Origin of the sequence: Methanoculleus sp. UBA208, from assembly GCF_002498065.1 — an archaeon.
GTDB lineage: Archaea > Halobacteriota > Methanomicrobia > Methanomicrobiales > Methanoculleaceae > Methanoculleus.
This window is the reverse complement of the sequence record NZ_DAFZ01000035.1, coordinates 16,738-41,054: the sequence shown is the minus strand read 5'-3', so window position 1 is coordinate 41,054 and position 24,317 is coordinate 16,738. Positions and strand designations below refer to the sequence as shown.

Sequence of the window (24,317 nt, the reverse complement as noted above, 5' to 3'; positions counted from 1 at the left end):
CTGTCCCCACCCCCCCACGGCGATAGCCACCACGGTCCACTGGATGGGGGCACCCCCGGAAAACTGGGTTTAGATTATCTCCCCTCATCCATGTAGCATGAGATGGCATGAGACAGCACCCCCTCAAGTTTCAGCAGTGAAGCCTGACACACCGTCTCATGAGCATTGTTGTGAAAACACAAGAATACCACGGGCAGATGATGTTTTTAACTATTTGCCGGCTGAAAATCCAGACAACAGGCAACACCGTACGACGCCCGATCCTGCTTCCCGAGAAAAATCCGGAAAATCACGCCCCCATCCGGCAGAGGTCCCGCATCGCCCGCAGAACGTAGAGCCTCTCCCCCTCGAGCGCCTCCTCGTCGACGACGAACGAGATGAACCCCTCGCGGGCGAAGATCTCCCGGACTGCGCCCGGGTCGGTCAGCGACGAGACGAGGAGCAGAACCCGCCCGAAGGGCGAGAGCACCCGGCCGGCGTCGGCGACGAACCGCCCGATCGTTGCCCGCCCCGTCGGGCCGCCGTCGAGGGCGTATTCCAGCCAGTCGTCGATCCGCTCCCCGGGGGCGGTCGGGAGGTAGGGCGGGTTGAAGAGGATGAGGTCGAAGGGGCCGCAGAGCCCCGCGAAGAGGTCCGTCCGGACCGCTTCCACCCCGCGGGCGCGGGCGCACTCCACCGCGTGGGGGTTGATGTCGGTCGCGACCACCGCCGCCGCCCGACCAAGAAGTCCGGCCGCGACGCAGCCGCTCCCGGTCCCGACCTCGAGCACCCGGTCGGCCGGACGGACCTCGCGGAGTGCTGCCCGGAGGAGGAGAAACGAGTCCTCGGCAGGAGAATAGACCTGGTCGGGGAGCATCCTCAGCACCCGCTCATTTTGTTCGCGATCAGCGCGAACTCCTCGAGCGTCAGGTCCTCGGGCCGGCGCTGCAGGAGGTCGTCGGGGAGATCCGCGATCGTCCGCTCGATCGCCTCGGCGGGAAATGTGTCCTTACCGCTCCGCAGGCCCTTCCGGACGGTCTTTCGCCGGTGGGAGAAGAGCACCCGGACGACATCGGCGTAGACCTCCCGGTCCGCGATCGGGTACGGCGGTTCGTGCGGCGTGATCCGGACCACCCAGGAGCGGACCTGAGGTTTCGGGCGGAAGGAGGAAGGCGAGAGATCAAGCAGCGGCTTTACGGAAGCATAGGTCTGCACCATCACCGAGAGCCGCCCGACGTTCGGCGTTCCCGGCGGCGCGATCATCCGCTGGGCAAACTCCTTCTGGTACATCAGGACCGCAACCTCAAACCCGATCGAAAGCAGCCGGAACGTTAACTTCGAAGAGACAGAATAGGGAAGGTTCGCGACGACGATATCGAACGGCGGGATATCCACCCTCTTTGCGTCGCCCCTGATGATCTCGAGACGGCCCTCCTCGATCTCGTCGGCAAAGGCGATCTCGATCTCCTCCACGAGAGCCGGATCGATCTCTACCGCAATTACGTTCGCACCCCTGTCAAGAAGGGCGCGGGTGAGGATCCCTTTGCCGGGCCCGATCTCGAGCACCCTCCTGCCGGAGACATCGACAAAACCAGCAATCTTCTCGACGGCCCTTTTGTCGACGAGAAAGTGCTGATCCTTCGAAGCACTCATCTCGATGTGAAGACGTGATACTTCTCGTCCGGATCCTCGATCTCGTGCAGGATCCGGTTGACGATCATCCTGTCCGGGTGCGGGAGCGACTTGATCCGCCCGGAGATGTCGGCGAAACTCTCGAACGGCTTCTTCCCGCGCTGCTCGATGATCTCCCACAACAGCTTCTTCCCGATGCCGGGGAGCAGGTGCAGCATATGGAACTTCGGCGTGATGGGGACAGACTTATTGAAGAAATCGACGAACCGCGGCTCGTTCTCGCGGACGATCTGCTCGACCACGAACGGCAGTTCGAGCTTCGCCGTGGCCGTCAGGTCTTCGTAGCCGATCCGCCGCTTGACACGCTCGATCTTCTCCCGCTCCGCATCGCCGATATAGACGCGGTCGTAGATCTGGATATCCGCACCCGGTTTCGGGACGAGCTCGAGCAGTTTGAACTGGTCCACCCCGACCGCCTGGACAACTGGTTCGCGCTTGTAGGTAGGACGCTGGTCGCTAGCGTATCCCATAGGGAGGACATCGATAACTACAGCGTTCTCCTCTTTCCTTTCGGTCTTCATCGGCACCACCCCTTCAATCAGAAGTGGGTCATTACCAGGTCGAGTATCGCGTCCAGCTCTTCCGTCGTAAGATTGAACCGTTCTTTGGCGTAGATGGCCCGCAGTTCGTCCCGGGTCCGCGGCATAAGGTTCGCGATGCGATAAGCGATCTCTTCCTTCATCTTCTCGAGTTTCACGAGCTCGTCGACGAGGTCGTGGGCCCTCTCGGAAGATGTCTTTGAAAGATGATTGGCATGCTCGATACTCTTACGAAGCTCGTAGGACATCTCCTCTCCTGACTCGAGCCGGGCTGCCTCCACGGAGAGGAGGGTATCACGCAGCTCGGGAAGCAGCATCCGCTCTTCGCTCACGATTCGTTTTACTTTCATGCCAATCACTACTGCTGAGGGTTATATCTTCTGCGCTTTTAGATGTTGCGGTCTCGCAATCACCTGTTTTACCGTCTCTCCATCCCGGACTTCGAGCACCCATGCGCGTCCGCGCTGCCCGATGACCGTGCCGGTCTTCCCGTGGAATCTCTGGTGGGGCATGCCCTTCTGGACACTCGGCTCGACCACGACGTGTACCCGCTGCCCGATCTCGAAGTTCTGAATCACCGAGGTGACCGGGGGGATACCGCGTTTTCTGAGGTCCTTCTTGAACTTATACCGCGTCTTCTTGCGTGGTCCATTGTGATGTGCCATGATTACTCACCATACTCGTTAGCTGTTTTGACCAGCACCACATCGAGGCTGACAACACTTGCGGTGCGCCCCAGGATCAGGGCAAGGCTGGGCTGGGTTCTGCCGTTGTCACCCGATATCAGTTCTTTGATGTAGAGGCCCGCTTCGCCGACGACTTCGACCCAGTATCTGCCGTCTTCTTCGCCCGTACACCCGATATCGAGGACCTGCCGTTCCCGAACTTTATCTGCCCGTCGGTGTGACACCCGCAGAGGGGTGCGCTGTCGTATCGTTACACCTTTTAACTGATCGAGGGCCGCCCTGAACTCATCTGGCGTTACAGAACCGTCGATCTCGACCAGGATCCTGTATTTTTTATGCGCTTTGTCGGATTTAAGGCTTTGCACCATCTTCCGATCCGCCCGTCCGGCGAGATGAACCTCCACCCGGCCGGCGGCGGTCCGGTTGATCTCCTCCTCGAGTTGAGCAAGGTCCACCGACCGTTTCCGGGGCGCCTCAATCTCCATTACGAAGGGGCGGCCCGACCCGAGCATCCGGGCGTCGATGTCCTCCCGGCCGGCACCGTGCAGGACGGCGTTTGCTGCGTCGAAGGCCTCGATCGCCGGCCGGCCGATCAGTTCCTCGACGGAGTCGGCATACTGCTTGCCGGTGAAGTCGCACTTCTCGCACCCCGCGCCCCGGCACGCCCGGCAGTCCCAGTGGGTCTGGGGGATGCCGCGCTCGTACTTCAGGTACCGGCCGGAGAAGAAGACGGGGTTCACCTGCACCTCGACGGCGCCCTCGGCAAGATCGAGGATCGCCACGACGTCGGGCTTCTTGAGGTCGGCCATCTTCCCGGAGAGAGACGAGACGGCTTTGCCCACTTCCCGGTTCATCTCGGCCTTCAGCGGTTCGGGGTCGCGGAGGGAGAGGTCGCTCCAGACCATCTCCTCGCTCTCCGTGACAAGCGGCGGCACCTTCGTCCCGATAAGGAAGGTCTCGAACTCGATGCCGTCCACTGCTTCGACGACTCTTTCCGCCCAGTCTTCGGTGCGGGAGAGCTCGCCGCCGCATATCCAGCAGGACTCCGGGTCCGGTTCGCGGTGCGGCTCGTTTGCCGCAAGTTCGTGCGCGATCCGGAGCGCCCTGCCCCGCTCCTCGTTCGTCAGCGAAAATGAGCGCTTGCCGAAGAACCGCCCGAGGCAGTGGTTGCAGGTATCGCCGTATCCAAGAATTGCTTCTACCTCTTGTATGATATCCATCAGGATTCCCTCCGGTCCATCTCGTTTAAGAGGACGGTGATCGTGTGATCGGCGTGCAGCGACCGCGGCCCCACCGAGTAGCGGGGGCAGCCCGCCATCAGGTCCTGCTCCTCGGGGGTGAAGTTATGGTGATCCGAGAGGAGGTACGACTCCGGGAGCGTCTGAACGGTCCTGACGTCCTCCCCCTCTTCGTCGAGGACCGCAAACGGGATCTCGGCAAGCAGCCGTGAAAGCCCGCCGCGGCGGACGTAAACGCCCGGCGTCGACTCCCGGAACTCGTCCCCGCAGGGGATCGAGAGCGCCTTCTTGATCAGGGCGGCGCTGCTCCGCTCGTCCGGCGAGAGGTAGCGGACAACGCTACCGCGGAAGAGGACGGTCTTCTCCGGCCCGGGCTCCCCGCAGAGGATGAGGTAACACTCGACGTCGCGCCGCAGATCGTGAGAGAGGAAGAACGAGGAGTTGATGCAGCGGCAGAGGACGTCCATCCTCCCGCCGCTGCCGGGCAGATCGTTGAGGCTGAAGGTGCCGTTCGTTACGGCAAGATGGCCCACGACGGCAAACCGTTTCATCTACTGGGTCCGCCGAACTTCTTCATCATGCGCTGCATGTTGAACTTGCCGCCGCCCATGCCCCGCATGCCCTTCAAGGCACGCTGCATGATCTTGTAGTACTTGATGAGGTCGCGGACGTCGTCGGGCGTCACCCCGGCACCCCGGGCGATGCGCTGGATCCGGGAGCTCCCGATCATCGACGGGTCGTCGAGTTCCGGGGGCGTCATCGAGTCCATGATCACCTTGTAGCGCTGCATCTTGGTGCTGGTGATGTCGTAGGCGTCGTCCGGGATCTGCATGCCGCCAAGGGGGAGCATGCTCATGATCTGCTTCAAGGGCCCCATCTTGTTCAACGCCTCGAGCTGCTTGTACATGTCCCGGAGCGTGAACTTGCCCTTGAGCATGGCGTTGACGTCGAGCTCCTCGCCCGAGACCGCCTCCTCCGCCCGCTCGACGAGGGCTTTCAAGTCGCCCATCCCGAGCAGCCGGGAGATGAACCCGTCCGGGTCGAACCGCTCGAGGTCCTCGATCGTCTCGCCGCTCCCGATGAAGACGATGCCGCTCTGGGTCTCCGAGACCGCCGAGAGAGCGCCCCCGCCTTTCGCCGTGCCGTCCATCTTCGTGACCAGGACGCCGTCGATCCCGATCGCCTCGTGGAACCGGCGGGCCTGCTCGCTCGCCTGCTGGCCGAGTGCCGCGTCGATCACGAGCCACCGGTGGTCGGCGTGCGAGATCTCGTTGATGCTGACGATCTCCTCGATCAGGTTCTCCTCAAGGGCGTGCCGCCCCTGGGTATCGATGATGATGACCTCGTAGAGCTTGCGGTATTTCGGCAGCCCTTCCCGGACGATCTTGAGTGCATCGGGTTCCTTCGGATCCCCGAAACAGGGGACGCTGATCCGGTCGCAGAGGGTCTTCAGTTGATCGTAGGCGCCCGGCCGGAACGTATCGGCGCAGATCACCCCGACCCGCAGCCCTTTGCGCTGGAAGTAGCGGGCGAGTTTTGCCGTCGTCGTGGTCTTCCCGCTCCCCTGCAGCCCCGCCATCAGGATCGTCTGGGGCCCGAGCGCCACATCGCCCGGCGTTCCCATCAGCCGGACGAGTTCCTGGTAGACGATGCGAAGGACGTGCTCCCGCACACCCATCCCTTTCGGGGGCTCCTCATCAAGGGCGCGCTGCTTGATCGCCTGGGAGAGTTGCATCACGAGTTTGACGTTGACGTCGGCGGAGAGGAGCGCCCGCTGCAGGTCGCGCACCAGTTCGTCGACCGCCGCCCGGTCGATCACCGTCTTGCCGGCGAGTTTCTTGACGGCGTCCTTTAAGGACGTGCCGAGGTTATCGAGCATCAGGATTCATCTCCCAGAAGTTCGTCGACCACGGCCCGCGGCGAGAAAGGCACAATGTCGTCGTAGCCCTGGCCGGTCCCGAGGAAGAGGATCGGTTTTCCGACGGTATGCGCAACCGATATCGCCGCACCCCCCTTCGGGTCCATGTCCGCCTTCGTCAGGACGACCGCGTCGGTGCCGACGGCCTTGTTGAACTCGTCGGCCCGGATGACCGCGTCGTTGCCCGCCACCGCCTCATCGACGTAGACGACGAGATCGGGCTTCATGACCCGCCGGATCTTCTCGAGCTGGTTCATGAGGTTCGCCCGGTTGTGGAACCGGCCGGCCGTATCGGCGAGGACGACGTCGATATCGTGCGCCTTCGCGTACTGGACGGCGTCGAAGAGGACCGCAGAGGGGTCGGCGCCCGCCTGGTGCTGGATCGTCTTGATCCCGAGACGGTCGGCGTGGGTCCGGATCTGCTCGATCGCGCCCGCGCGGAAGGTGTCGCCTGCGCCGATCACGACCGAGAACCCGTTCTTCTGGAGGTAGTTGCCGACCTTTGCGACCGTCGTCGTCTTGCCGGTCCCGTTCACGCCCGTAAAGAGGATCTTCACGGGCCGCTCATGTCCCTCGATGAATTCGTCCAGATCGAGACCGTCGCCCAGCACGCCGCAGAGCGCGGATCGCAGGGTCGATACGACCAGATCGTCGACCGAGGAGCCGATCTTCCTCTGCCGGCCCACGAGGTCCTCCCGCATCCGGCCGATGATCTCGTCCGTGACCGGGAGCGCGACGTCGTTTTCGAGGAGCACCATCTCGAGCTCAAAAAGCGGCTCCTCGATATCCTTCTCCCGGAGGAGGACCTCCCGCTCCCGGACGAGGACCTTCACCTTGTTAAGGAGCGTGGGCTTCTCCCGCTCTTTCTCCGGAGCCTCTCCGGGGACCGGGGGTTCGGCCGAGATGCCGGGCTCTGCAGCCTCCGCTCCCTCCGGCAGTTGTGCAACCTGCGGCTCCGGTTCGGCCCCGGCAGCCTCCTCGATATTCGAGGCGAATTTGGTCCTGATATTCTGAAGTTTTTTCTTTAAGGAATCAAACATTATTTACTTCCGCCCTGGCCTGCCTGAGCCTGCCGGGCCCCCCGGTAAGCCGCCTCGAGGCGCCGGGAGATCTCCGTTGCCTGCCCCTGCAACTGCTCGACCGAACCCGCAACCTTCTTAGCCACGGCCTCAAGTTCGGTTATCCGATCCTCTAGATACTCAACCGCATCAGCGCTGGCCCTCTCAACCGAGACGTCCGCCCCGATGTTCACCAGGACATGACCGGCATCGAGCACCTTCACCCGAAGATATGCGCCGCCCCCGATGGGGAGAAGAACGGCGCCGTCCGCGTTCTCCTGGATGGCCCGGAGGGTCTCGATGGCGGCGGTGCCCTCAAGCCGCTGCTGCTCGATCATCGAGAGCTGCTGCGTCAGGAGTTCTATCTGCTGCCCGTACTCATTTAAGTACATCTGGAGGGTCTGTATCTCGCGAGGATCTGCCTGGTTCACGTCATTCACCAGCTACTACGTTAACCGACTCGATGGTGATATAACTTCTCTTCAGGCGGTGTTTGCTTCCGATATCCGCAAACGTCCTCTCTTTTGCCTGGTTCTCATTCGGGGCGCTGATTACCTTACGGTACGGTTTCCACTCGTTGTTGATCCTGCATGCGCCTACAACTTCAAACGTCTGGTTCTCCATGACTGTATCACTCCAAAAACCCAAAGACTTCCTCTATTCGTCCCAGCTCAAACCCGGTCGTAACGGATCCTGCGATGTAGCCCTTGCTGTTTGCAAGGAGCCCGGACCCCACGAGACCGCTTCCCATGTTGACCGACCCGAGGCCGATCGGAAGGTCGACGACCCGCTCGAGGTTCGCGATCTCCGTATCGTTGGCTCTCGGGTGGACGAGAATACCCTTGTTCGTCGCGGACCCGGCCATGCCGACGGTCTTGATACCGCCTAGCGTTAGCCGGACCACCGGCACAGAGAGGAACGACCCGATCTCTTCGGCGACGTCGATCTCCATCTCGGGATGGACGGCAGCAACGTAGTCGTTTGCGAGGATCACGTTGCCCGCCGCGTTCATGGCACCCTCGAGCAGCAGGATGTCGCGGTACTCACTGAGGACCGCCAGTTCCTCGTCGGTGGCAAGGCCGCTGACGACCAGGCCCTGGCTGTTTCCGGAAACGAGCGAGCCGATGATGCTGCTGCCCTGAATATAGGTGCTCACGATCTCGACATCGAGCTCCCGTGCGAGGGTCCCGGTGAACTCTTCGGGCGCTCCGGGGTACACGAGCGCTATATCCTCAAATACGCGGGCGTAAACACCGATGTTCGGATCGCCGGAGAGATCGATCGTCCCTGTCATCTCACTCCTCGGCGAGCTCGGCCTGGACCTGCCCGTCCTCGAACTTCATCGCGCGGACGCGAATCTTTCGCGGGGGCTTCGAACTGCCGTTCTCCCAGACCTTCTCGTTGATGCTCTTATCGAGCTTGACGTCTTCGCTCTTCATATGCCGCACGAGAAACGCCCTGATGTCCTTGATGGCGGTGTTGCCCCGCTTCCACCGGGGTGCACGCTTCACCTCGCGGAGAGGGATGATATAGATATGCTCCTTCAATGCCTCTGCCATAGCCTTACACCTTCAGGGAACTCCGTCTCCAGTTGCGCCGCTTCGGATGCGACGCAACCGCACGGTTGGTCCTGATCATCACCCATGCCGGCACGCGGCGGTTCTGCTCGCATGCCTTTGCCAGCCGGATCTTCCGGCCCTTCATCAATTTGCTCATAATGTTCACTCTCGTAATATTCAGGTCTCTCTTCTCGCGACCACCAGCGACTGCAGGTGATGGGGAGGGAAAAACGGCGCCGGATCGATGTCGCGAGCGCGAAGCGCATCCCGGATCTCCCCTTCGTAATCGCCGTTCCCGATGTTGCCGGTCTCCCCGTATCGCACCACCAGCAGCCGTCCGGCGAGGCGTTCCACCTCGCGTTTCCCGTAGCCGAGAAGCGGCCGGACATAGGAGCAGCCGGAGGTCATCTCCAGGTGCTGGACTTCGGGGCGTTCGAGCCGGGGGACCCGGTCTTCGCGGCGGGTGCCGTCGCCGATCACCGCATACTCGGCCGAAAGGATCTCGATCGCCGTCCGGTGGACCATGGCAATCGCGTCGTTCGGGTATCCGCACGTTAGAAGCAGGTCGACGGCCTCGCGAAGGAGGTCCTTCCCGAGCACCCTCTTCTTGAAGGGAAGGCCCAGGGCGACCGCTGCGGCCCGCACTTCCGGGACCTCGCGGTCGGGATCGAATACACAGGTATTCAGTTCCACGCCGTAATCGCGCGCGAGCATGATTGCCGCGAGCGCGCTGTCTTTCCCTCCCGAGAAGAGCACACCTGCTTCCATTACTTCCGCGTAATCCTGAACTCTTTCTTCGACGGGGTCAGCTGGGCAAGCAGGGCTTTCAACTGCTCGTCGGTGATCCGCTGCCGGACCCTGCCGCTCTGCGCGAGCATCACCAGTTGCTGCTCGACCGCTTTTGCAAACTCCGGCCGGGTCAACTTGATGGTATTGAGCCGCTCCCTCGCTTCAGGTTCGAGGATCTCCATGAGGGCGGCGCGGATCTGCGAGTCGATCTGTTGCTGGCGTGCTGCCTCTTCCTCCATAGCCTGCTGGTCCATCGCCTGCCGCTGCATCTGTTCCATCTTCCGGCGGCGGAGTTCCGCGAGTTCGTCGTCTACCATCAGTCATACCTCCTTTCAATCAGTATTTCGAAAGACCCGGCGAAACCGAGGTAGCCTGGGCCTTCATGCCGTTTGCAACGTTGTCGAGGAAGGACCTGCCGGCTGCAGTGACCGTGCGCCCCTCGCTTCCGTGGGAGACGTATCCGGCCGCTTCGAGCTGCTGGAAGATCTTTCGGACGACGGATCCGCTTCCGCGCCTGAACCGGGAGGGAGACGAGCCCCGGTCACGCTTGCCGCCGTAGGCGGAGCGCATCCTCTGGGTACCGACCGGACCGTCGGTGTAGATACGCCGGAAGACCGCCGCAGCACGCACATACCACCAGTCGTCGTTCTCGGGGGGCATCTCTTTATGTACCCCCGTCTTTGCAAAAGCTGCCCAGTCGGGGGGCTGAATCTGCGGGTTTTTCTTGAGTTCTTCTGCCACCTGCCGGATGAACATATCGGCAGGGATGTCATATACAGTCGTCATAGATGAACCTCACTCTTGCTAACAGTCTTTACATATTCGTCCAGTGATGTTTTATATATTTCGAGGATTGTGCCCGGACGATCGGCTCCGCCGCTCCGTGAGGACAAGCGTCCGCCCCCGGACCTCGACGAGAACCGCACCGGCCGATGCCGCTACCTCCTCGGGATCGACCTCGGTGTTCCGCAGCCATCTCACCTTGACGACCTTCCGGTCCTTGAGCTGCCGCCGGATCTCGTCGATCATGACGTTCGTGATGCCCCGTTTTCCCACCCAGATGGTGGGCTTGAGATCCTGGAACGATTCTCTGCTCATTGCCGCGGCCTCCCAACCGGATACCGTGACCGGTGCCCGCAGGTAAGACAGGTGACGACCACGCGGCCGCGGTGAACCCTGACCCGGGCATTCGACCCCGGGACCAGGTAGGTGTAGCACCGGCGGCAGAAACGGCGTTTCAGCGGCCGCTCAATCCGTATCCGATGTCGCATCCCGATCTTGCGGGCCAGTTCCACGCACCGGTTGCTCCAGTCGGGGTTTTCCGGGTAGAACTCCGCTGCACGCGCAAAGAGGACGGCGATCCTCTCGCGGGCGAGTCTTCGGGAACCTGATTTTCGTGTAGTATCTGCCATGGTGCGATCCGTTCCAATGGTGGGTCTTGAGATTGGAGGCGGGAGGATATATAAGAGTTTGATGCCGGGGTCAGCGGACCCGCACCCGCCGGCCGGCGACCTCCAGGCGGTCCTCGCAGAAGAGTTTCACGGCAAGCGGGAGGGCTTCGTGCTCTTCTGCGAGGATCCGGTCGGCGAGCGCCGTCTCGTCGTCGTCCGGGAGGACCGGCACGCACCGCTGGACGACGATAGGGCCGGTATCCATCCCCTCGTCCACCAGGTGGACGGTGCAGCCCGCAACCTTCACCCCGTACTCGATCGCCTGCCTTTGCGCGTGCAGCCCGGAGAACGCCGGGAGCAGGGCGGGATGGATGTTCATCATCCGGCCCGAGAACTCGCGGACGATCCCGGCCCCGAGGATCCGCATGTAGCCGGCGAGGACGAAGAGGTCCGCCCTGCAGCCCCGCATCGCGGATAAAAGCGCCTCCTCGTACGCGGCCTTCGAGGGGAACCGCGCATAGTCGACGACCGTCACCGGGATACCGGCGCCTTTTGCACGCTCTATCGCGTATGCCCCGGGGTTGTCGGTGATGAGGCCGACGCAGACTGCCGGGATCTCGGCGGCAGCGACGGCGTCGATCACCGCCTGAAAGTTTGATCCTCTCCCCGAGGCGAGGAACGCAATCCGTTTCTTATCAACAGGTGTCTCCGGATCCATACTATCGCTTTCCCGGTCCTTCATCAGGAACCCTCCGGCGCAATCGGAGATGCGGTGATCAATTTCACCTTGACGATTCGCCGCCCCCGCATCTGCATCACCACCAGCGTGATCTTGCTCTCCTCGACCTTGACCACCTCGCCGCGGCGGGGGATGTGCCCCAACCGGTCGATGACGAGCCCGCCGATGCTCTCGTAGGTATCGGTCAGCGGGAGATCCAGGTCCAGATCCTCGTTGAGGTGCTCCACCCACGCCCGCGCATCGACCAGGTAGACGCCTTCCTCGATCTGCTGCACCTCGGGCTCCTCCTCGTCAAACTCGTCCATGATCTCGCCGACCAGTTCCTCGAGCATGTCCTCGACCGTCACGATCCCGGTAAACGAGCCGTACTCGTCGAGGACGACAGCCATATGCTGCTTCTTCACCTGGAGCTCCTTTAAGAGCTCGTCGATCTTCTTGCTCTCGGGAACAAAGTAGGGCTCGTACATCAGGTTCCTGATCGTCGCGCTCGTCTGCTGCCGGAAGACCGCCGAGAAGACGTCCTTGACGTTTAAGAGCCCGACGACGTTGTCGATATGCTCGTGGTAGACCGGAATCCGGGAGAAACCCGTCTCGTTGAAGAGGGAGAGGGCGTTCTCGAGCGTGGATACGTCCTCGAGCATGACGACGTCCACACGGGGCGTCATCACCTCGCGAACCGTCGTGTCTCCAAACCGCAGCACGGAGTAGAGCATATCCCGCTCCTCCTCCTCGATGGTGCCCTCCTCCTCGCCGACGTCGATCCACTCCTTGATCTCCTCCTCGGTGACGACCGGCTCGGTCACGCCGGGCCTGAAGGCGAACTGCCGCTTGATGCGGTCCGCGACCCAGAGCACCGGGTAGAGCACCCTCGAGAGGTAGAGGATCGGCCGGGCGACACCGAGCGCCAGTTTCTCGGTATTCCGGGAGGCGTACATCTTCGGCCCGATCTCGCCGAAGACCAGCATCAGGATGACCGTGACGCCGGTCGCTATCCCGATACCGACGTCGCCGTAGATGGCGATGGCGATCGCGGTCGCGAGCGACGCCGCGGCCACGTTAACGATGTTGTTCCCGATCAGGATGGTGATCAGGAGGCCGTCGGTCGATCGTTTCAACGTATCGAGTGCTTTCGCTCCTTTTCTACCCTGGTTTAAGAGTGCGCGGACTTTAGCCCGGGTTATCGATATGAGGGCGACCTCCGAACTCGAGAAAAAGCCCGAAAGGAGCAGACAAACAATGAATAAAATGATCTCTATGGTCAGAAGGTCTATGACTACCATTTACTCCACGCCGCATCAAGCGGCAGCATCCGGTATTGATTGATTGCCGGGATTTTATGAATTATGTCGCGGGCAGATGTTATAAAACCAGCGCTTCAGGAGAATGCCTCCTGTAATGCCCCCGATTCCCGCATCAGGAGTACAACCTTCTCTTCGGATGAGAGGGGTCCCGGAAAGACCATATCCTCGAGTTCCAGGGTGAGGTATCCGCCGTAGCCCCGGTCGGCGAGCTCCGCAAGCACCCGCTTTGCGGACGGGTCGTTATGGATGGGGTGGTGGGGCCGCCCGTTCCCGCCGAGTGCACTGACATGGACGTTTACCATCCTCTCGATGCAGAGGTCGATGAACCGGATCGTCTCATCGCAGGACGTCATCATGGCGTGCCCCATATCCAGTGTGAACCAGAGCCAGGGTTCACGCTCGAGCACCTCGGCCGCATCCTCCGCCGTGGAGAGCAGGGCGTTGACCCGGGGCTCCAGGTTCTCGATCGCCACCTTCACCCGCGTCTCCTCAGCCGCCTCCCGGAGCCGGGCTATATAACTCTCGAACCGCCGGTAGTCGTAGGCGCTCGGGTGCCGTTTCGCCGTCCTTTTCCCCGGGTGGACGGTGACCACGCCGGCACCCATCCGGTCGGCCATCCGGATCGCTTCGAGGGCGTATTCGACCGATATCTCGGCGACACGCGGGTTGATGGAGCAGGGGTTCAGATCCAGCGACGGGGCGTGGACGGTGATCGGCGAGAGTTCCGGGTGGCCCGCGATGCACCGGCTAAGTTCGTCTTCAGGACGGCCGCGAAGCCAGAAGTGCGGCGTCTCTACCCAGAACTCGAGGGAATCAAGGCCGGACTCGGCGACGTAGTCGAAGATATGGTCGCAGGGGTACTCGTGGAAGAACATGGTCGAGACGGCGAAACGGCCCATAACACTACTTGATATAAACCATCGGTCTAATAGATTGTGATGATGCTCGGCGGTCATTCCACCGGTCCGGAACGGTTCGGCACCCCGATATTCGGAGTTTCGGAGGTCTCGGGGCTCATTTGCGACCTCCTCGACGACGCACGCCTGCACCAGATCTGGGTGCGGGGGGAGGTGACCAACTACAGGGACCACGCCTCCGGCCACCGGTACTTCTCGCTTTCGGAGAGAAACGGGAGGAACTCCGCACTTATCAACTGCGTGATGTGGCGCACCTACACATCGGCGCTCGGGTTCGAGCCGAAAGACGGCATGGACATCCTCGCCTGGGGGTCCGTGGAGGTCTACGAGCCTCACGGCAGATACCAGTTCATCGTCCGGGAGATGCTCCCCGCGGGCCTCGGCGAGCGCCACCTCATGGTCGAGCGCTGGAAACAGGAACTCGACGGCGAGGGGCTCTTTGCCCCCGAACGGAGACGGCCCCTCCCTCCTTTCCCGCAACGGATCGGCGTGGTCACCTCCCCGACCGGCGCGGCGGTGAAGGATATCCTCTCGGTCATCTCCCGGCGGTATCCGGCCGAGGTCGTCCTCTCCCCGACGGCCGTCCAGGGCGATGGGGCGCACATCGAGATCGCGGAGGCGATCCGGCGGATCGACGGGCTCGTGGACGTGATCATCGTCGGGCGCGGCGGGGGGAGTTTCGAGGACCTCTTCCCCTTCAACCACCCGGACGTCGTCAGAGCCGTCGCGGCGTGCAGAACACCCGTGATCAGCGCCGTCGGGCACGAGGTGGACACCGCCCTCTGCGACTTCGCCGCGGACCTCCGGGCGCCGACGCCGTCCGCGGCGGCGGAACGAGCGGTGCCGGAACGCCGGGAGGTTCTCCGGGAACTTGCCGGGTGCGAGGAGAGGATGCGCCTGCTCGTCCATAGCCGCCTCGCCGCCTCACAGAGCGAGGTCGAGGACCTGCGGGGGCGGATGCACCCGCGGCGGCTCGCACGCCGGGTTCACGAGCGGATGCAGCGCCTCGCCGAACACGACGACCTGCTCCGCCGGGCGGCGCTCGCCCGGGTGCAGCGGGAGCGCTCCGCCCTCGCGGAAGTCCGCGCGGGCCTTGCGGGGCAGAACCCGCTCGCCATCCTGGACCGGGGCTACTGTATCGTCGAGTCGGGCGGGAGAATTGCGAGAAGTGTCGGCGACCTCGGACCGGGCGACCGCGTGGTGCTGAAAATGAAGGACGGCCGGTGTGGGGCCGTCGTGGAGGAGACAACGTATGACGGAGACCTTTGAAGAGATGCTGGAAGAACTGCGGGGGATTGTCCGGAGGCTGGAAGACGGCGAGACGAGCCTTGAGGAGAGCATCGCCATCTACGAACGGGGCGCGCTCCTCGTGAAACAGTGCGAAGACCTCCTCGGCACGGCCGAGATGAAACTCACGGAGCTCGGCCGCGACCGCTGATCCGGTAGAATCCCGGCGGGACGCCTATTTCGAACCGCGCACCCTTCCCGGGCTCGCCGGTCTCCCGTATGGAGAGATCGGTGATGGCGAGGATCTCCCGGGCGAGGAAGAGCCCGAACCCGGTCTGCCGCCCGAACCCCCGCTCGAAAAGCCTCCCTTTTTCGGCATGGGGGATGCCGATGCCGTTGTCCTCGTAGACGAGACTGATCCCCCGGTCCGACATTTCAGGATGGATGCGTATCCGGGTAACCCGCTCACCGTGCCGGAATGAGTTGTCGATGAGGTTTGCAAAGACCCGGACGATGAGCGGATCGGCATACACCTCGAGATCGCCTGCCTGCACCTCGATGGCGACCTCGCCCGGGTCGAGCCCCGCCATCGCGTCATGAACGATCCGGGAGAGGGGGTGCCAGGCGGGAGAGGCCATGCCGATGTCCCGGTACTCCGCGGTGAAGGCCATATAGCGCCGGATGTCCCGGATGGCTTCTTCCTCCTTCCGGCAGTACTCCAGCAGTTCCGGATCGTCCGTCCGCTCCCGGAAGAGGTCGAGATAGCCGGAGAGCACGTTGAGCCGGTTCAGGAGATCGTGCCGGGTCACGTCGGAGAGCAGGTTGAGTTTCCGGTTCGCGAGGAGGAGCGCCTCCCCCGCCATCCGCGCATCGGTGATGTCCCGGCCCACCGACTGGTACTCGACAGCGGAGCCTTCGTCATCGAAGGACGCCGTGTTGGTCCACTGCTGCCACCGGACCCTGCCGTCCGGCATGATCACCCGGTGCTCGACCGTCGATACCGGGTGGTCGGGGGTGAGGGAGGCGAGGCTCTGCCGGACCCGGTCCTGGTCGTCGGCCGGGACGGTGGGAGCATACCGCCGCCCGATGAGGTCCTCGCACGGGATGCCGGCGTAGCGGCAGTAGGCGTCGTTCGCGAAGGTGATGGTGCCGTCGGGAAGCCGGCGGCAGATCATCTCGGCCTGACTCTCCACGACCATCCGGCACCGCTCTTCGCTCCGCCGGAGAGCCTCTTCGGCTTCGCGGCGGGCCGATATGTCCTGGAGGTAGACGGAGATGCCCGCACGGGTGGGGACGGCACGCACCTCAAAGATACGGTCCTGTCCGTGGAGGCGGAACCCGCACTCGCTCACGCCGGGCCTGCCGGTCTCCGTGACCTCCCGGAAGAACCCGGCAACCTCCTCGTTTCGGAGTTGCGGGAACAGGTCGTAGATGCTCTTTCCGACGGCCTCCTCCTCCGGGCTGCCCGAGAGACGGGCGGCCGCCCTGTTCCAGGAGACGATACGGCCGTCCCGGTCCATGGCGAGGAAGGCGTCGCTGATGTTCTCGGTCAGTCCCCGGTAGCGCTCTTCACTCTCCCGAAGGGCTTCTTCAACCCTTCTCTGCCCTGATATATCGCAGAACGCCCAGAGGAACTCGGCCGCACCGCTGCCGGGGTCGTATAAGGTCGAGACCGCCACGGCGGCGGGAGTGGCGGTGCCGTCGGCCCGGGCGAGTGAAAACTCCTGCACCGGGACCTCTTCACCCCGGCCGAGCGCCGCAACCGCCGACCGGAACGCCGGGACGCACTCCGGACGCAGGTACGTATCGAGAGAGACACCCTGCATGAGGTCGGGAGCGCGGCCGAACAGGGCGCCTGCCGCCCGGTTCGCCTCCAGGATGACGCCGTCCGCCCCGGTGCAGAGGCACCCCGCCGGGAAACGGGCAAACCGGTCCCGGTATCGCCGGTATGCGGTGTCGATGCTCCGGATGCCGGCGATCAGCGCGTCTACGAGGCCGTAGATCTCGGCCAGGTGCGATTTCTGCAGGAGCAGGTCTTCCGCGGGAACAGCACCAGCACCCGCCCTGCGCGGGCGGAGACGGCGGTCGAGCTCTTCCAGGTCTTCGAGGAGGTCTTCGAGCACCGGGGTGAACGGCTGCATGCCTCACCTGTCTCCCCGCACCGTGAATGCATAAACCTATCCCCGGCGGCATCACGGGGTGCATGCGCGTTCGGGAACCGGTCGTGAACGCGAACTCCTTTCAAAGCGTATATGGCACAGAGCGGCGCACCGTGCATCATGGTAGACGAAAAGACGTGGGCGGTAATGACGATCTTTGCTGTGGGCGTCGTCGCGATCCTGGATCTCCTCGGCGGTCTCCCGACGGGAGTGGTCCTGATCGTCGGGCTCTTCGCGATCGTTCTGCTCCTCGGAATCGGCGTACTGGTACTCGGCGAGATCCGGGACGGGATGCGGGACGCCCGGTGATGGGTCCCGTTCAGAACCCTGGGGGGATCTCCACCTCGAGTTCGACGACCAGTTCTTCCCCCCGCCGGAGCGCCTCGATGAACTCCCGGGGGAGGGTCGCCGCCACCCGGTCGGAGCGGATGCCCACGGTCCGGTCCGAGACGAAGTCGCTCCGCCGCCAGACGAGGTCGGCGGGGTGGTCCAGGGTGAACGCCGCACTGCCCCTTGAGCGGACCTCGACGGTCTCGCCGCCCGCGGTAAGACGGGTCGTGAGCACCGCTCGATCGTCGCGGAGCAGCTCTTTTAAGCCCGGATCGAGGTCGGCGGCGCCCCTGTCGGCGGCGACGCCGATGATGCAGTCGCCGGCAGCGGTCAGCGTCTCGTCTTTCGTCACCTCAAACGTCGTCGGGTGGGTTCCCCGGACCAGCGGGTGCCCCCGTGCCCGCACGATATCTCTCGCCTTCATGCTTATTAGGAGAGGGATTCTATTGCTAATGAATGATCAGCATCGTTTGCCCCGTCTGTAAAGAGGAGTGCGAACACCAGATTCTCCGGGAAGCCGCCGAACTGGTGGTGCAGTGCAGTGAGTGCGGCCAGGTCCACCGAATTCCAAAGCCGCCCGAACCCGAGATCCTCACCGTCAAAGCCATCGTGAGCCATGAAACCGAATCGATGGTCTGCACCGTCGAGATGCTTGAGGACGAGGTCGTCTCCCTCGGAGACCAGATCGCCGCGGAGTGCGGAGACGAGGTCTTCGGGGTCGAGGTCACCGGCATCGAGGTCGGAGCAAAGCGGGTCCGCCGGGCGGCGGCCGGCGAAGTGACGGCCCTCTGGACCCGCGGGATCGAGCAGGTCGTGGTGAAGGCGTCCATCCACACCGGGCGCACGACCCTCCCGCTCTACCAGACCGCCGACGGCGAGGACGAGTTCGTCGTCGGGGAGACCTACACCTTCGCAGGCCGGCGGATCCGGATATCGCACATCAAACTCCGCGACGGCCCGGTCATGCGAAAAGAGGGCTGGAAGACGGTGGCCCGCAGGGTGAAGCGGATCTACGGGTATCTCGAAGGCCGCTACCAGAGGCGGTGACCCCTCACCGGGGCAGGGGTTTCTGCAGGTGGCGCCGGATCGCGGCCTCGAGGTCTTCACGGTGGACGAGCCCTTCCATCCGCTCCCTGACCTCGTCGCCCTCGAGGACGAGGGTTGTCGGTGTCACCCGGAGGTTATACGTTTTGATATACTCCGGGTTCTTCACGGCATCGATCTCCTCTATCTCGATCCCGAGATCCTTCTCCACCTCGCGAAGGATCGGGACCTGCTCCTCGCACCCCATGCACCCTTCCTGGTAGAAACTTATCACTTTTATCGCCATATATGGCAGGAAGCAGGGAGACTATAAAAAACTGTGGGGGTGCCGTCACCCCGTTATGCCGTTGAGCGTGACCCGGGCGCTGCCGTAGCGGTGCATGATGACCAGTGAGTCGTCGGTCTTGTCGACGACCTCCCCGAAGCGCAGTGCCGGGGTCTCGTTGGTCTCGTTGCCGAGAGGGACATCCGGCGACGCCGTCAATCCGAGCGGGACCAGATCGCCCACTTTCGTCTCCGTGAAGTTGAGACCGATACCGTTTGCGTCCTCTTCACTCAGGTTCATCTCGAGGTCGTTTGTCCCGTAGGAGAAACTGATGGTCTTCGTCTCGCCGGCCTGCATCCCGACGAGCCCCACGGAGATAGCGTTGGTCTCGAAGCCCAGCAGCCCGAAGCCCGAGAAGCCGGTGATCTCGGGATATACGACCGGTATGACGGCGATGTTCTCACCCGAGACCTGTCCGCCGACGGGCATCTCCAGGCCGTGGGTCAGGAGGACGACGTTCCCTTTCTCGTACTCGCTTGCGAGGAGGTTCTGGTCGGTCGTGATGAGGGGGCGCCCGTCCTCGTCGAGAATGGTGTAGCCGATCGCCGCCATATTTCCTACCTGGGCGGTCGGCTTCTTCTCGAACATCGGGGCGAGGTACGTCCCCACCATGGCCACCGCCACGAACAGGGCGATTCCCACATACGCCCATTTCATCCATGGCGCAGTGTCGCTCTTCGGTGTCTTCTGCTGTGTCTTTTTCATTACGAGTATAATCGCCGTTTGGTGAAATAAAATGATATTGTTCCGGGGGGAGGGGGAGCACCAGGGAATAAATTTATATCTTGGCAACACTACCTTATGGTTAGCCCGGAGCGACCTGCTCGCCTCGGGACAATTCCAGTAGATAGGAGCGATTACAATGGCAAGAATTGAACGAGGGCCGTATCGCACGATATGGCAGGACTTCGACGACCTAATGGCCGAGATGGAGAGCAGGTTCCAGTCCATGCTCGGAGGAATCGGCGCACGGGGAGAAGAGGTCAGGGGCCGCGTCGTTCCGGCAGTCCGCGACTTCCGTGTGGATGTCCGGGACCACGAGGACGAAGTAATCGTTGTTGCCGACCTCCCCGGCGTCGAGAAAGAGAACGTCGCCGTCCGGCTCATCGATCCCCAGCACCTGGAGATCACCAGCAGGCGGACGGGCGAGACCGAGGAGGAGACCAGGGACTTTTTCATGCGGGAACGTGTCTACGGCCAGATGAGCCGCACGGTGCTGCTTCCGGCCGAAGTGGCCGAGGAGAATTCCGCCGCAACGTTTAAGAACGGTGTTCTCGAGGTCCGGCTGAAGAAAGCGCCGACCGAGACCGGGACCACGATCCCCATCGAATAACCCTATTTTTCATGCCGATACCTATTTCAACCGAATAGTTCATGTCGGGCCAGCGTGACACTATCATGATGGATAAAAAGAAGGTCAAAGATTACATGACCTACGACGTCGTCACCGTCGACGCACACGGAACGGTCCGGGACGTCATCGAAGCAATAAAAAATACGCATCACGACGGCTTCCCGGTCGTGGAGAACTCAAAAGAGGTGGTGGGTTACATATCGGCGCGGGACCTTCTCTTTGCCCATCCGTCGACGCCGATAGAGCAGGTGATGTCCCGCCACCTCATCGTCGCCGACCCCGACATGAGCGTGAACGACGCAGCCCGCGTCATCTTCCGCTCCGGCATCCAGAAACTCCCGGTCGTCAACGAGAAAAACGAACTCATCGGGATCATGTCGAACTCCGACGTCATCAGGTCCCAGATCGAGCACGTCTCGCCGGAGAAGGTCTTCAAGTTCATCGAGACCCTGAAAAAACTCTATGGGGTCGAACCGACCCTGAAACGGGGGTCGGTCCCGATCGACGACCTCCTGCCCACCCAGTCGAAGATCTACGAGGACGAACTTGAAGGAAGGATGTACGAGATCAAGAAGGGGCTCGCCGAACCCCTGATCGTGGTCCGGCGGCCGGGCCGCTGGATCCTGGTCGACGGGCACCACCGGGCGATCGCGGCAAAACGGCTCGGGATTGCGAACCTCGACACCTACATCATCGAGGTCAGGGAGAACATCGAGCTCGGGATGGAGCGGACCGCCCGGACGCTGAACTTAAAGACGCTCGACGACATCAAAGTGCTCGATTACGCCCGCCATCCCCTCGTCGCGCTGACGCACCGGCTCGTGCGGCACGGGTAAGCAAACTCTTTTTCTTACCGGGCTGCTTCGGGTCCCCGCTCCGGTCTCCAGATGGATCGCCGCAGGCTACATTACCACCGGATAAATTTCGGAAAGGTAAAGGCAGCCGTCGATAATATCAGGTCCGGTGCAGTGCCATGGCATTTGATTCTCATACGACCCTGCGGAACCTCAAGCGCCTCCTCCCCGCCTCGCTCATCGCCGGCCTCGCCGGCGGCGGACTGCTGGTGCTCCTGACCTATTCCATACATGGTGCTGGGGTGGTATCGCCTGCTACAACCACGGACTCTTCGACGCCATCGGCACGTTCCAGAACCTGATGCTCGGCATTCTCTCCCTCCTCCTCGCCGGGATGCTCCCGGCCGCCCTCTCGCGGGAGGGCGGGACGAGGAGGGGTTCGGCCGTCCTAGCGGGCGGGATCGCCGGGTTCACGGCATTTCTCGTCCTCGAGATGTATTCAATGGTAACAGCGGCCTTCGGGCACGGATACGCCGCCGGGCTCTCCGACGTCCTCTCTCTGGCCCATGACACCCTCGCGAACCACGCTCTCTCCCTCCTCGCCATGGCCCTCATTATGGCGGCCCTTGCCGCCCTCGGGGCCTTCGTCGTCTCGTTCTTCCGGGAGAGAGCGGCCGGGCCGAAAGACGGTGCCGCGGCATCGCGACTGTTTCTCTGCTCCACGGCCGCCATCATCCTCGTCGTTGCGGTTCTTCCCCCGCTCGCCGCCCACGCGATGCTCGGTGCCGGGATGATCGACATGAACCTGAACCCCGGAACAACGGTGAGCATGATGACCGCCATCTCCGTCGAACGCACCGCACCCGATACACTCGTCCTCACCGTTCGCGAGGTGCCTCCCGCCTCCGTGCTCGACCCCGGTGCGCCGTTCTCGGTCTTCATGAACGGCGTCGACGTCTCCAACGCCTCCGCGTGCACCGCAGGCGGTTTTGCCGCGACGGTCGACCCGCCCGGGGGGCTTTCGGCCGCCAAAGGATCGCAGGCTGCCTGGACGGGGACCGGGGTCTTGAACAACGGCACGCCGGTGGACGTCGCGGTCATGGTCCACGGAGTCGACGGCTCGGATATCATCGTCCTGAGTATCAGGGTCTGAAGCAGGTTGACGCCACGCTCCGCCGGCACGTTACGGAGAAAATGCCCGCGGGAGAATCTTTGCGGGTAAAAAGAGACCGGGGGTGCCGGGATCCTACGACCCCTCGGTCCGGGTATCGAAGTCCTCGTTCAGGACATGCTCTTTGACAATCGTCCCCTCCGGGATGATCACCTCCGGCCAGAGCCGGGTCCCGGAATGGACGACCACGCCGCCTTTCAGCACCGCACGCGGCCCGATGACCGTGTCGTGCTCGATGTTGCACCCGCCACCGATGAGCGTATCGTTGTCGATGATGCTCCCGCTGACGGTGCTCTCCCTGCCGATCACCACCCGGTTGTAGATGGACGAGGAGAAGATCTTCGCGCTGTTCTTGATGATGCACCCCTCCCCGATGCTCGTGTACGGCCCGATGACGACGTTCTCCTCGATGATCGTCCCGGCGCCGATCGAGACCGGCCCGATCACCCGGGAGTTCGCCGCAACCGAGACGCAGCTTCCTATCTGTGCCGGGCCCATGATACGGGCGCCCTTGATGTAAAGGTCGCCGGAAATGTTCGTAAACCCGATATCCTGAAGTTTCCACCGCTCTGCTTCCCGTAGCGACCTCGGGCTCCCCACGTCCGACCAGTTGCCGCGGGCAAGCCAGGCTTTGAGGGGGTAGCCCCCCTCCATCAGTTCGGGGAAGAGGTTTCGGGCGAAGTCGAACTTCTCGCCGGCCGGGATATGGTCGAATACATCGGGGTCGCAGACGTACATCCCGGTGCTCGCCAGATTCGAGAAGATCTCACCCGGGCTCGGTTTCTCCTTGAACCGCTTGATCTGGTAGTTCGCGTCGATCTCGGCGATCCCGTACTCGGTCGGGTCATCGATGCTTATGAGCCCGATGGTTGTGATCGAGTCGTTGGCGAGGTGCTCGCGGTAGAACTCGAGCAGGTTCAGGCTCACCACGTGGTCGCCGCCGACGACGAGGAACGGCTGTTCCTCAAGGTATTTCTGGGCGTTCTTGACGCTGCCCGCCGTCCCGAGTTTCGTCTTTTCGTGGACGTAGGTGACGTTGACCCCGAAGAGCGACCCGTCCCCGAGGGCCTCCTCGATGGCCTCGCTCATGTAGCCGAGCGTGATCACCACGTCGTTGAAACCGAGGTTGGCGAGGTGTGAGACCAGGTGCTGGATCGAGGGTTTGTTGACGATCGGAATACAGGGTTTAGGACGCCCGAATGTGAGGGGGCGGAGCCGTGTGCCCTCCCCTCCGCACATTATACACACCTTCATGCCACTCCATTGTGTGCGTATCGATTTAACCCTTGGGATGAATGCGGGCGGATGTTCCCGAACCTTTATTCATCGTTGCGCGAAGACTCTACAGAGACGATGACGGCGTTCGAATGTACGCTCTGCGGGAAGTGCTGCATGCACGCAGGCGGCGAGCTCATTGAGATCGAAAAAAGGCTCACCAGCCGGGACTACCTCTGTCGGCAGAAGATCGTCGGCGGCACGTTTCGCGCCCGGGTCGAGGAGCGGTTCCTCGATGCCTTCAGGGACACCGCCGAAAACGATGCGCACCCGTCCTGGTGCCCGTTTCTCCGGGCCCTCCCGGGAGAGGAGGGGAAGTACGTCTGCACCGTCCACGACAGCCGCCCGGTAATCTGCCGGTCCTACGTCTGCTGTGCCATGCGGATCTTCGCCCCCGACGGCCGGGAGGCCGGGAAGGTGAAGGGGAGGAGGAGCCTCGCCACCGAAGACGCAGATCTCCGCCGGTGCTGGGAAGAGTCAGTCGTGCCACTTACGACCGACGACGATATCGCCTGGCGGACCGAGGTCGCCGCGGCTCTCGGTCGTGCGGGCTACCGGGTCGAATCTTATGAATGAGGCCCGGCGTCTTGCGGTCGTCCGGGGGCGGGTACAGTGTACGGTAAAAGAGACCGTTCCCGTCGACCGGTGCAGGCTCTGCGTCCACTCCGCTCTTGTCGTGGTCAAAGGAAGAGAACTCCCGTCGCCGGCACGGGCCTACTGCAGCCGGTGCCGCGATGCCCCCAACATCGATATGGCGAAGGTTGAAGCGGTCGTCTGCGACGACCTCTCCGGCGAAGGATTCCGGAGCATCGCGAATATCATCAGTTGACGG

At 62.8% G+C, this 24,317-nt stretch carries 37 protein-coding genes; 10 read left to right on the top strand and 27 right to left on the bottom strand.

All coding sequences use genetic code 11. The annotated features are described in order from the left end of the window. Window positions 1-289: 289 nt before the first annotated feature. The 22 genes from BRA62_RS03080 to BRA62_RS02975 form a co-directional block, all read right to left on the bottom strand. Complete coding sequence (locus BRA62_RS03080) at window positions 290-856, bottom strand: HemK2/MTQ2 family protein methyltransferase (RefSeq protein ID WP_292364713.1); 567 nt, start codon at window positions 854-856, stop codon at window positions 290-292. Between the two features lie 2 nt (window positions 857-858). Then, complete coding sequence (rsmA, locus tag BRA62_RS03075) at window positions 859-1,632, bottom strand: 16S rRNA (adenine(1518)-N(6)/adenine(1519)-N(6))-dimethyltransferase RsmA (RefSeq protein WP_292364711.1); 774 nt, start codon at window positions 1,630-1,632, stop codon at window positions 859-861. Further along, window positions 1,629-2,192 carry a DUF655 domain-containing protein gene (locus BRA62_RS03070; protein WP_292364709.1) on the bottom strand — a complete coding sequence of 188 codons (564 nt, stop codon included), beginning with the start codon at window positions 2,190-2,192 and terminating at the stop codon, window positions 1,629-1,631. The genes rsmA and BRA62_RS03070 overlap by 4 nt, the downstream gene beginning before the upstream one ends. Window positions 2,193-2,209: 17 nt before the next feature. Further along, the gene (locus BRA62_RS03065; protein ID WP_292364708.1) at window positions 2,210-2,560 is read right to left on the bottom strand and encodes an RNA polymerase Rpb4 family protein; all 351 of its coding nucleotides are present in this window, start codon (window positions 2,558-2,560) and stop codon (window positions 2,210-2,212) included. 21 nt (window positions 2,561-2,581) lie between these two features. Continuing rightward, complete coding sequence (locus BRA62_RS03060; RefSeq protein WP_292364706.1) at window positions 2,582-2,875, bottom strand: 50S ribosomal protein L21e; 294 nt, start codon at window positions 2,873-2,875, stop codon at window positions 2,582-2,584. A gap of 2 nt (window positions 2,876-2,877) precedes the next feature. Next, entirely contained in the window at window positions 2,878-4,116 is a 1,239-nt protein-coding gene (locus BRA62_RS03055; protein ID WP_292364704.1) for a tRNA pseudouridine(54/55) synthase Pus10, read from the bottom strand. After that, the gene (gene trmY, locus BRA62_RS03050; protein WP_292364702.1) at window positions 4,116-4,685 is read right to left on the bottom strand and encodes a tRNA (pseudouridine(54)-N(1))-methyltransferase TrmY; all 570 of its coding nucleotides are present in this window, start codon (window positions 4,683-4,685) and stop codon (window positions 4,116-4,118) included. Before trmY ends, BRA62_RS03055 begins: the two co-directional genes overlap by 1 nt. Continuing rightward, complete coding sequence (locus tag BRA62_RS03045; protein ID WP_292364700.1) at window positions 4,682-6,013, bottom strand: signal recognition particle protein Srp54; 1,332 nt, start codon at window positions 6,011-6,013, stop codon at window positions 4,682-4,684. The genes trmY and BRA62_RS03045 overlap by 4 nt, the downstream gene beginning before the upstream one ends. Beyond that, window positions 6,013-7,092 (bottom strand): signal recognition particle-docking protein FtsY, encoded by a 1,080-nt coding sequence (gene ftsY / locus BRA62_RS03040; RefSeq protein WP_292364698.1) that lies wholly within the window; start codon window positions 7,090-7,092, stop codon window positions 6,013-6,015. Before ftsY ends, BRA62_RS03045 begins: the two co-directional genes overlap by 1 nt. Then, a complete protein-coding gene (pfdA, locus tag BRA62_RS03035) occupies window positions 7,092-7,550 on the bottom strand; it encodes a prefoldin subunit alpha (protein WP_394339985.1) in 459 nt (152 codons plus the stop codon). The genes ftsY and pfdA overlap by 1 nt, the downstream gene beginning before the upstream one ends. Then, window positions 7,543-7,734, bottom strand: coding sequence for a 50S ribosomal protein L18Ae (rpl18a, locus tag BRA62_RS03030; protein WP_292364696.1), 192 nt, complete (start codon window positions 7,732-7,734; stop codon window positions 7,543-7,545). Before rpl18a ends, pfdA begins: the two co-directional genes overlap by 8 nt. A gap of 7 nt (window positions 7,735-7,741) precedes the next feature. After that, window positions 7,742-8,404 carry a translation initiation factor IF-6 gene (locus BRA62_RS03025; RefSeq protein ID WP_292364694.1) on the bottom strand — a complete coding sequence of 221 codons (663 nt, stop codon included), beginning with the start codon at window positions 8,402-8,404 and terminating at the stop codon, window positions 7,742-7,744. Window position 8,405: 1 nt separating this feature from the next. After that, entirely contained in the window at window positions 8,406-8,669 is a 264-nt protein-coding gene (locus tag BRA62_RS03020; protein ID WP_011844804.1) for a 50S ribosomal protein L31e, read from the bottom strand. A gap of 4 nt (window positions 8,670-8,673) precedes the next feature. Further along, window positions 8,674-8,826 carry a 50S ribosomal protein L39e gene (locus tag BRA62_RS03015; protein WP_214019632.1) on the bottom strand — a complete coding sequence of 51 codons (153 nt, stop codon included), beginning with the start codon at window positions 8,824-8,826 and terminating at the stop codon, window positions 8,674-8,676. 20 nt (window positions 8,827-8,846) lie between these two features. Continuing rightward, window positions 8,847-9,437: a DUF7411 family protein gene (locus tag BRA62_RS03010; protein WP_292364689.1), complete on the bottom strand. Its 591-nt coding sequence runs from the start codon at window positions 9,435-9,437 to the stop codon at window positions 8,847-8,849. Beyond that, window positions 9,437-9,775, bottom strand: a complete 339-nt coding sequence (locus BRA62_RS03005; RefSeq protein WP_214019634.1) for a DNA-binding protein — start codon at window positions 9,773-9,775, stop codon at window positions 9,437-9,439. Before BRA62_RS03005 ends, BRA62_RS03010 begins: the two co-directional genes overlap by 1 nt. A 19-nt stretch (window positions 9,776-9,794) precedes the next feature. Beyond that, the gene (locus BRA62_RS03000) at window positions 9,795-10,244 is read right to left on the bottom strand and encodes a 30S ribosomal protein S19e (protein WP_292364686.1); all 450 of its coding nucleotides are present in this window, start codon (window positions 10,242-10,244) and stop codon (window positions 9,795-9,797) included. A 51-nt stretch (window positions 10,245-10,295) separates the two neighbouring features. Next, complete coding sequence (locus BRA62_RS02995) at window positions 10,296-10,556, bottom strand: YhbY family RNA-binding protein (RefSeq protein ID WP_292364684.1); 261 nt, start codon at window positions 10,554-10,556, stop codon at window positions 10,296-10,298. After that, the gene (locus BRA62_RS02990; protein WP_048113253.1) at window positions 10,553-10,870 is read right to left on the bottom strand and encodes a ribonuclease P protein component 4; all 318 of its coding nucleotides are present in this window, start codon (window positions 10,868-10,870) and stop codon (window positions 10,553-10,555) included. The genes BRA62_RS02995 and BRA62_RS02990 overlap by 4 nt, the downstream gene beginning before the upstream one ends. Before the next feature lie 70 nt (window positions 10,871-10,940). Continuing rightward, window positions 10,941-11,567 carry a phosphoribosylglycinamide formyltransferase gene (gene purN / locus BRA62_RS02985; protein ID WP_292364681.1) on the bottom strand — a complete coding sequence of 209 codons (627 nt, stop codon included), beginning with the start codon at window positions 11,565-11,567 and terminating at the stop codon, window positions 10,941-10,943. 23 nt (window positions 11,568-11,590) lie between these two features. After that, window positions 11,591-12,868, bottom strand: coding sequence for a hemolysin family protein (locus tag BRA62_RS02980; protein ID WP_292364679.1), 1,278 nt, complete (start codon window positions 12,866-12,868; stop codon window positions 11,591-11,593). 95 nt (window positions 12,869-12,963) lie between these two features. After that, window positions 12,964-13,788: a sugar phosphate isomerase/epimerase family protein gene (locus BRA62_RS02975; protein WP_292364677.1), complete on the bottom strand. Its 825-nt coding sequence runs from the start codon at window positions 13,786-13,788 to the stop codon at window positions 12,964-12,966. A gap of 39 nt (window positions 13,789-13,827) precedes the next feature. On the opposite strand from BRA62_RS02975, the gene xseA reads away from it, so the two are divergent. Both xseA and xseB read left to right on the top strand, forming a co-directional pair. Then, window positions 13,828-15,075, top strand: coding sequence for an exodeoxyribonuclease VII large subunit (gene xseA / locus BRA62_RS02970; protein ID WP_292364675.1), 1,248 nt, complete (start codon window positions 13,828-13,830; stop codon window positions 15,073-15,075). Continuing rightward, on the top strand, window positions 15,059-15,244 hold the full coding sequence (gene xseB / locus BRA62_RS02965; RefSeq protein ID WP_214019641.1) for an exodeoxyribonuclease VII small subunit: 186 nt from the start codon (window positions 15,059-15,061) through the stop codon (window positions 15,242-15,244). The genes xseA and xseB overlap by 17 nt, the downstream gene beginning before the upstream one ends. On the opposite strand, the gene BRA62_RS02960 is transcribed toward xseB, so the two are convergent. Continuing rightward, window positions 15,219-17,174 (bottom strand): PAS domain S-box protein, encoded by a 1,956-nt coding sequence (locus tag BRA62_RS02960; protein WP_292364671.1) that lies wholly within the window; start codon window positions 17,172-17,174, stop codon window positions 15,219-15,221. The two genes, xseB and BRA62_RS02960, sit on opposite strands and share 26 nt — an antisense overlap. 138 nt (window positions 17,175-17,312) lie before the next feature. Between BRA62_RS02960 and BRA62_RS02955 the strand changes: the two genes are divergently transcribed. Further along, window positions 17,313-17,501: a hypothetical protein gene (locus tag BRA62_RS02955; protein WP_292364669.1), complete on the top strand. Its 189-nt coding sequence runs from the start codon at window positions 17,313-17,315 to the stop codon at window positions 17,499-17,501. A 10-nt stretch (window positions 17,502-17,511) separates the two neighbouring features. On the opposite strand, the gene BRA62_RS02950 is transcribed toward BRA62_RS02955, so the two are convergent. After that, the gene (locus BRA62_RS02950; protein WP_292364668.1) at window positions 17,512-17,946 is read right to left on the bottom strand and encodes a DUF371 domain-containing protein; all 435 of its coding nucleotides are present in this window, start codon (window positions 17,944-17,946) and stop codon (window positions 17,512-17,514) included. Between the two features lie 32 nt (window positions 17,947-17,978). On the opposite strand from BRA62_RS02950, the gene BRA62_RS02945 reads away from it, so the two are divergent. Next, window positions 17,979-18,569 carry an HVO_0476 family zinc finger protein gene (locus tag BRA62_RS02945; protein ID WP_292364667.1) on the top strand — a complete coding sequence of 197 codons (591 nt, stop codon included), beginning with the start codon at window positions 17,979-17,981 and terminating at the stop codon, window positions 18,567-18,569. 4 nt (window positions 18,570-18,573) lie between these two features. On the opposite strand, the gene BRA62_RS02940 is transcribed toward BRA62_RS02945, so the two are convergent. Next, window positions 18,574-18,852 (bottom strand): thioredoxin family protein, encoded by a 279-nt coding sequence (locus tag BRA62_RS02940; protein ID WP_292364666.1) that lies wholly within the window; start codon window positions 18,850-18,852, stop codon window positions 18,574-18,576. A 45-nt stretch (window positions 18,853-18,897) separates the two neighbouring features. After that, window positions 18,898-19,596: a hypothetical protein gene (locus tag BRA62_RS02935; protein WP_292364664.1), complete on the bottom strand. Its 699-nt coding sequence runs from the start codon at window positions 19,594-19,596 to the stop codon at window positions 18,898-18,900. A 157-nt stretch (window positions 19,597-19,753) separates the two neighbouring features. Between BRA62_RS02935 and BRA62_RS02930 the strand changes: the two genes are divergently transcribed. The 4 genes from BRA62_RS02930 (at window position 19,754) to BRA62_RS02915 (ending at window position 22,192) form a co-directional block, all read left to right on the top strand. Further along, window positions 19,754-20,224 carry an Hsp20/alpha crystallin family protein gene (locus tag BRA62_RS02930; protein WP_292364662.1) on the top strand — a complete coding sequence of 157 codons (471 nt, stop codon included), beginning with the start codon at window positions 19,754-19,756 and terminating at the stop codon, window positions 20,222-20,224. A 68-nt stretch (window positions 20,225-20,292) separates the two neighbouring features. Continuing rightward, window positions 20,293-21,081: a CBS domain-containing ParB/RepB/Spo0J family partition protein gene (locus BRA62_RS02925; RefSeq protein WP_292364660.1), complete on the top strand. Its 789-nt coding sequence runs from the start codon at window positions 20,293-20,295 to the stop codon at window positions 21,079-21,081. Window positions 21,082-21,218: 137 nt separating this feature from the next. Beyond that, the gene (locus BRA62_RS02920; RefSeq protein ID WP_292364658.1) at window positions 21,219-21,401 is read left to right on the top strand and encodes a hypothetical protein; all 183 of its coding nucleotides are present in this window, start codon (window positions 21,219-21,221) and stop codon (window positions 21,399-21,401) included. Further along, window positions 21,401-22,192, top strand: a complete 792-nt coding sequence (locus BRA62_RS02915; protein ID WP_292364656.1) for a hypothetical protein — start codon at window positions 21,401-21,403, stop codon at window positions 22,190-22,192. The genes BRA62_RS02920 and BRA62_RS02915 overlap by 1 nt, the downstream gene beginning before the upstream one ends. Before the next feature lie 93 nt (window positions 22,193-22,285). Here the strand turns inward: BRA62_RS02915 and BRA62_RS02910 are convergent, their stop codons facing one another. After that, window positions 22,286-23,464, bottom strand: coding sequence for an NDP-sugar synthase (locus BRA62_RS02910; RefSeq protein ID WP_292364655.1), 1,179 nt, complete (start codon window positions 23,462-23,464; stop codon window positions 22,286-22,288). 99 nt (window positions 23,465-23,563) lie between these two features. On the opposite strand from BRA62_RS02910, the gene BRA62_RS02905 reads away from it, so the two are divergent. Continuing rightward, the gene (locus tag BRA62_RS02905) at window positions 23,564-24,061 is read left to right on the top strand and encodes a YkgJ family cysteine cluster protein (protein WP_292364653.1); all 498 of its coding nucleotides are present in this window, start codon (window positions 23,564-23,566) and stop codon (window positions 24,059-24,061) included. Further along, window positions 24,054-24,314: a hypothetical protein gene (locus BRA62_RS02900; protein ID WP_292364651.1), complete on the top strand. Its 261-nt coding sequence runs from the start codon at window positions 24,054-24,056 to the stop codon at window positions 24,312-24,314. The genes BRA62_RS02905 and BRA62_RS02900 overlap by 8 nt, the downstream gene beginning before the upstream one ends. The last annotated feature ends 3 nt before the right edge of the window (window positions 24,315-24,317 follow it).

What these genes read in the sequence shown, in the direction of transcription:
- ftsY (WP_292364698.1), bottom strand. Translation starts at nt 7,092, where the DNA reads ATGTTTGATTCCTTAAAGAAAAAACTTCAGAATATCAGGACCAAATTC.
- BRA62_RS03045 (WP_292364700.1), bottom strand. Translation starts at nt 6,013, where the DNA reads ATGCTCGATAACCTCGGCACGTCCTTAAAGGACGCCGTCAAGAAACTC.
- BRA62_RS02995 (WP_292364684.1), bottom strand. Translation starts at nt 10,556, where the DNA reads ATGAGCAGAGAATCGTTCCAGGATCTCAAGCCCACCATCTGGGTGGGA.
- BRA62_RS03080 (WP_292364713.1), bottom strand. Translation starts at nt 856, where the DNA reads ATGCTCCCCGACCAGGTCTATTCTCCTGCCGAGGACTCGTTTCTCCTC.
- BRA62_RS03010 (WP_292364689.1), bottom strand. Translation starts at nt 9,437, where the DNA reads ATGGAAGCAGGTGTGCTCTTCTCGGGAGGGAAAGACAGCGCGCTCGCG.
- BRA62_RS02955 (WP_292364669.1), top strand. Translation starts at nt 17,313, where the DNA reads ATGGTAGACGAAAAGACGTGGGCGGTAATGACGATCTTTGCTGTGGGC.
- BRA62_RS03055 (WP_292364704.1), bottom strand. Translation starts at nt 4,116, where the DNA reads ATGGATATCATACAAGAGGTAGAAGCAATTCTTGGATACGGCGATACC.
- BRA62_RS02905 (WP_292364653.1), top strand. Translation starts at nt 23,564, where the DNA reads ATGACGGCGTTCGAATGTACGCTCTGCGGGAAGTGCTGCATGCACGCA.
- BRA62_RS02950 (WP_292364668.1), bottom strand. Translation starts at nt 17,946, where the DNA reads ATGAAGGCGAGAGATATCGTGCGGGCACGGGGGCACCCGCTGGTCCGG.
- BRA62_RS02960 (WP_292364671.1), bottom strand. Translation starts at nt 17,174, where the DNA reads ATGCAGCCGTTCACCCCGGTGCTCGAAGACCTCCTCGAAGACCTGGAA.
- BRA62_RS02940 (WP_292364666.1), bottom strand. Translation starts at nt 18,852, where the DNA reads ATGGCGATAAAAGTGATAAGTTTCTACCAGGAAGGGTGCATGGGGTGC.
- BRA62_RS03020 (WP_011844804.1), bottom strand. Translation starts at nt 8,669, where the DNA reads ATGGCAGAGGCATTGAAGGAGCATATCTATATCATCCCTCTCCGCGAG.
- xseB (WP_214019641.1), top strand. Translation starts at nt 15,059, where the DNA reads ATGACGGAGACCTTTGAAGAGATGCTGGAAGAACTGCGGGGGATTGTC.
- BRA62_RS03070 (WP_292364709.1), bottom strand. Translation starts at nt 2,192, where the DNA reads ATGAAGACCGAAAGGAAAGAGGAGAACGCTGTAGTTATCGATGTCCTC.
- BRA62_RS03025 (WP_292364694.1), bottom strand. Translation starts at nt 8,404, where the DNA reads ATGACAGGGACGATCGATCTCTCCGGCGATCCGAACATCGGTGTTTAC.
- BRA62_RS03015 (WP_214019632.1), bottom strand. Translation starts at nt 8,826, where the DNA reads ATGAGCAAATTGATGAAGGGCCGGAAGATCCGGCTGGCAAAGGCATGC.
- BRA62_RS02980 (WP_292364679.1), bottom strand. Translation starts at nt 12,868, where the DNA reads ATGGTAGTCATAGACCTTCTGACCATAGAGATCATTTTATTCATTGTT.
- BRA62_RS02930 (WP_292364662.1), top strand. Translation starts at nt 19,754, where the DNA reads ATGGCAAGAATTGAACGAGGGCCGTATCGCACGATATGGCAGGACTTC.
- xseA (WP_292364675.1), top strand. Translation starts at nt 13,828, where the DNA reads ATGATGCTCGGCGGTCATTCCACCGGTCCGGAACGGTTCGGCACCCCG.
- BRA62_RS02900 (WP_292364651.1), top strand. Translation starts at nt 24,054, where the DNA reads ATGAATGAGGCCCGGCGTCTTGCGGTCGTCCGGGGGCGGGTACAGTGT.
- BRA62_RS02945 (WP_292364667.1), top strand. Translation starts at nt 17,979, where the DNA reads ATGATCAGCATCGTTTGCCCCGTCTGTAAAGAGGAGTGCGAACACCAG.
- BRA62_RS03005 (WP_214019634.1), bottom strand. Translation starts at nt 9,775, where the DNA reads ATGGTAGACGACGAACTCGCGGAACTCCGCCGCCGGAAGATGGAACAG.
- rpl18a (WP_292364696.1), bottom strand. Translation starts at nt 7,734, where the DNA reads ATGGAGAACCAGACGTTTGAAGTTGTAGGCGCATGCAGGATCAACAAC.
- BRA62_RS02975 (WP_292364677.1), bottom strand. Translation starts at nt 13,788, where the DNA reads ATGGGCCGTTTCGCCGTCTCGACCATGTTCTTCCACGAGTACCCCTGC.
- BRA62_RS02925 (WP_292364660.1), top strand. Translation starts at nt 20,293, where the DNA reads ATGGATAAAAAGAAGGTCAAAGATTACATGACCTACGACGTCGTCACC.
- BRA62_RS02910 (WP_292364655.1), bottom strand. Translation starts at nt 23,464, where the DNA reads ATGAAGGTGTGTATAATGTGCGGAGGGGAGGGCACACGGCTCCGCCCC.
- BRA62_RS03060 (WP_292364706.1), bottom strand. Translation starts at nt 2,875, where the DNA reads ATGGCACATCACAATGGACCACGCAAGAAGACGCGGTATAAGTTCAAG.
- BRA62_RS03065 (WP_292364708.1), bottom strand. Translation starts at nt 2,560, where the DNA reads ATGAAAGTAAAACGAATCGTGAGCGAAGAGCGGATGCTGCTTCCCGAG.
- purN (WP_292364681.1), bottom strand. Translation starts at nt 11,567, where the DNA reads ATGGATCCGGAGACACCTGTTGATAAGAAACGGATTGCGTTCCTCGCC.
- BRA62_RS02990 (WP_048113253.1), bottom strand. Translation starts at nt 10,870, where the DNA reads ATGGCAGATACTACACGAAAATCAGGTTCCCGAAGACTCGCCCGCGAG.
- BRA62_RS03000 (WP_292364686.1), bottom strand. Translation starts at nt 10,244, where the DNA reads ATGACGACTGTATATGACATCCCTGCCGATATGTTCATCCGGCAGGTG.
- BRA62_RS02915 (WP_292364656.1), top strand. Translation starts at nt 21,401, where the DNA reads ATGCTCGGCATTCTCTCCCTCCTCCTCGCCGGGATGCTCCCGGCCGCC.
- rsmA (WP_292364711.1), bottom strand. Translation starts at nt 1,632, where the DNA reads ATGAGTGCTTCGAAGGATCAGCACTTTCTCGTCGACAAAAGGGCCGTC.
- BRA62_RS02935 (WP_292364664.1), bottom strand. Translation starts at nt 19,596, where the DNA reads ATGAAAAAGACACAGCAGAAGACACCGAAGAGCGACACTGCGCCATGG.
- trmY (WP_292364702.1), bottom strand. Translation starts at nt 4,685, where the DNA reads ATGAAACGGTTTGCCGTCGTGGGCCATCTTGCCGTAACGAACGGCACC.
- BRA62_RS02920 (WP_292364658.1), top strand. Translation starts at nt 21,219, where the DNA reads ATGGCATTTGATTCTCATACGACCCTGCGGAACCTCAAGCGCCTCCTC.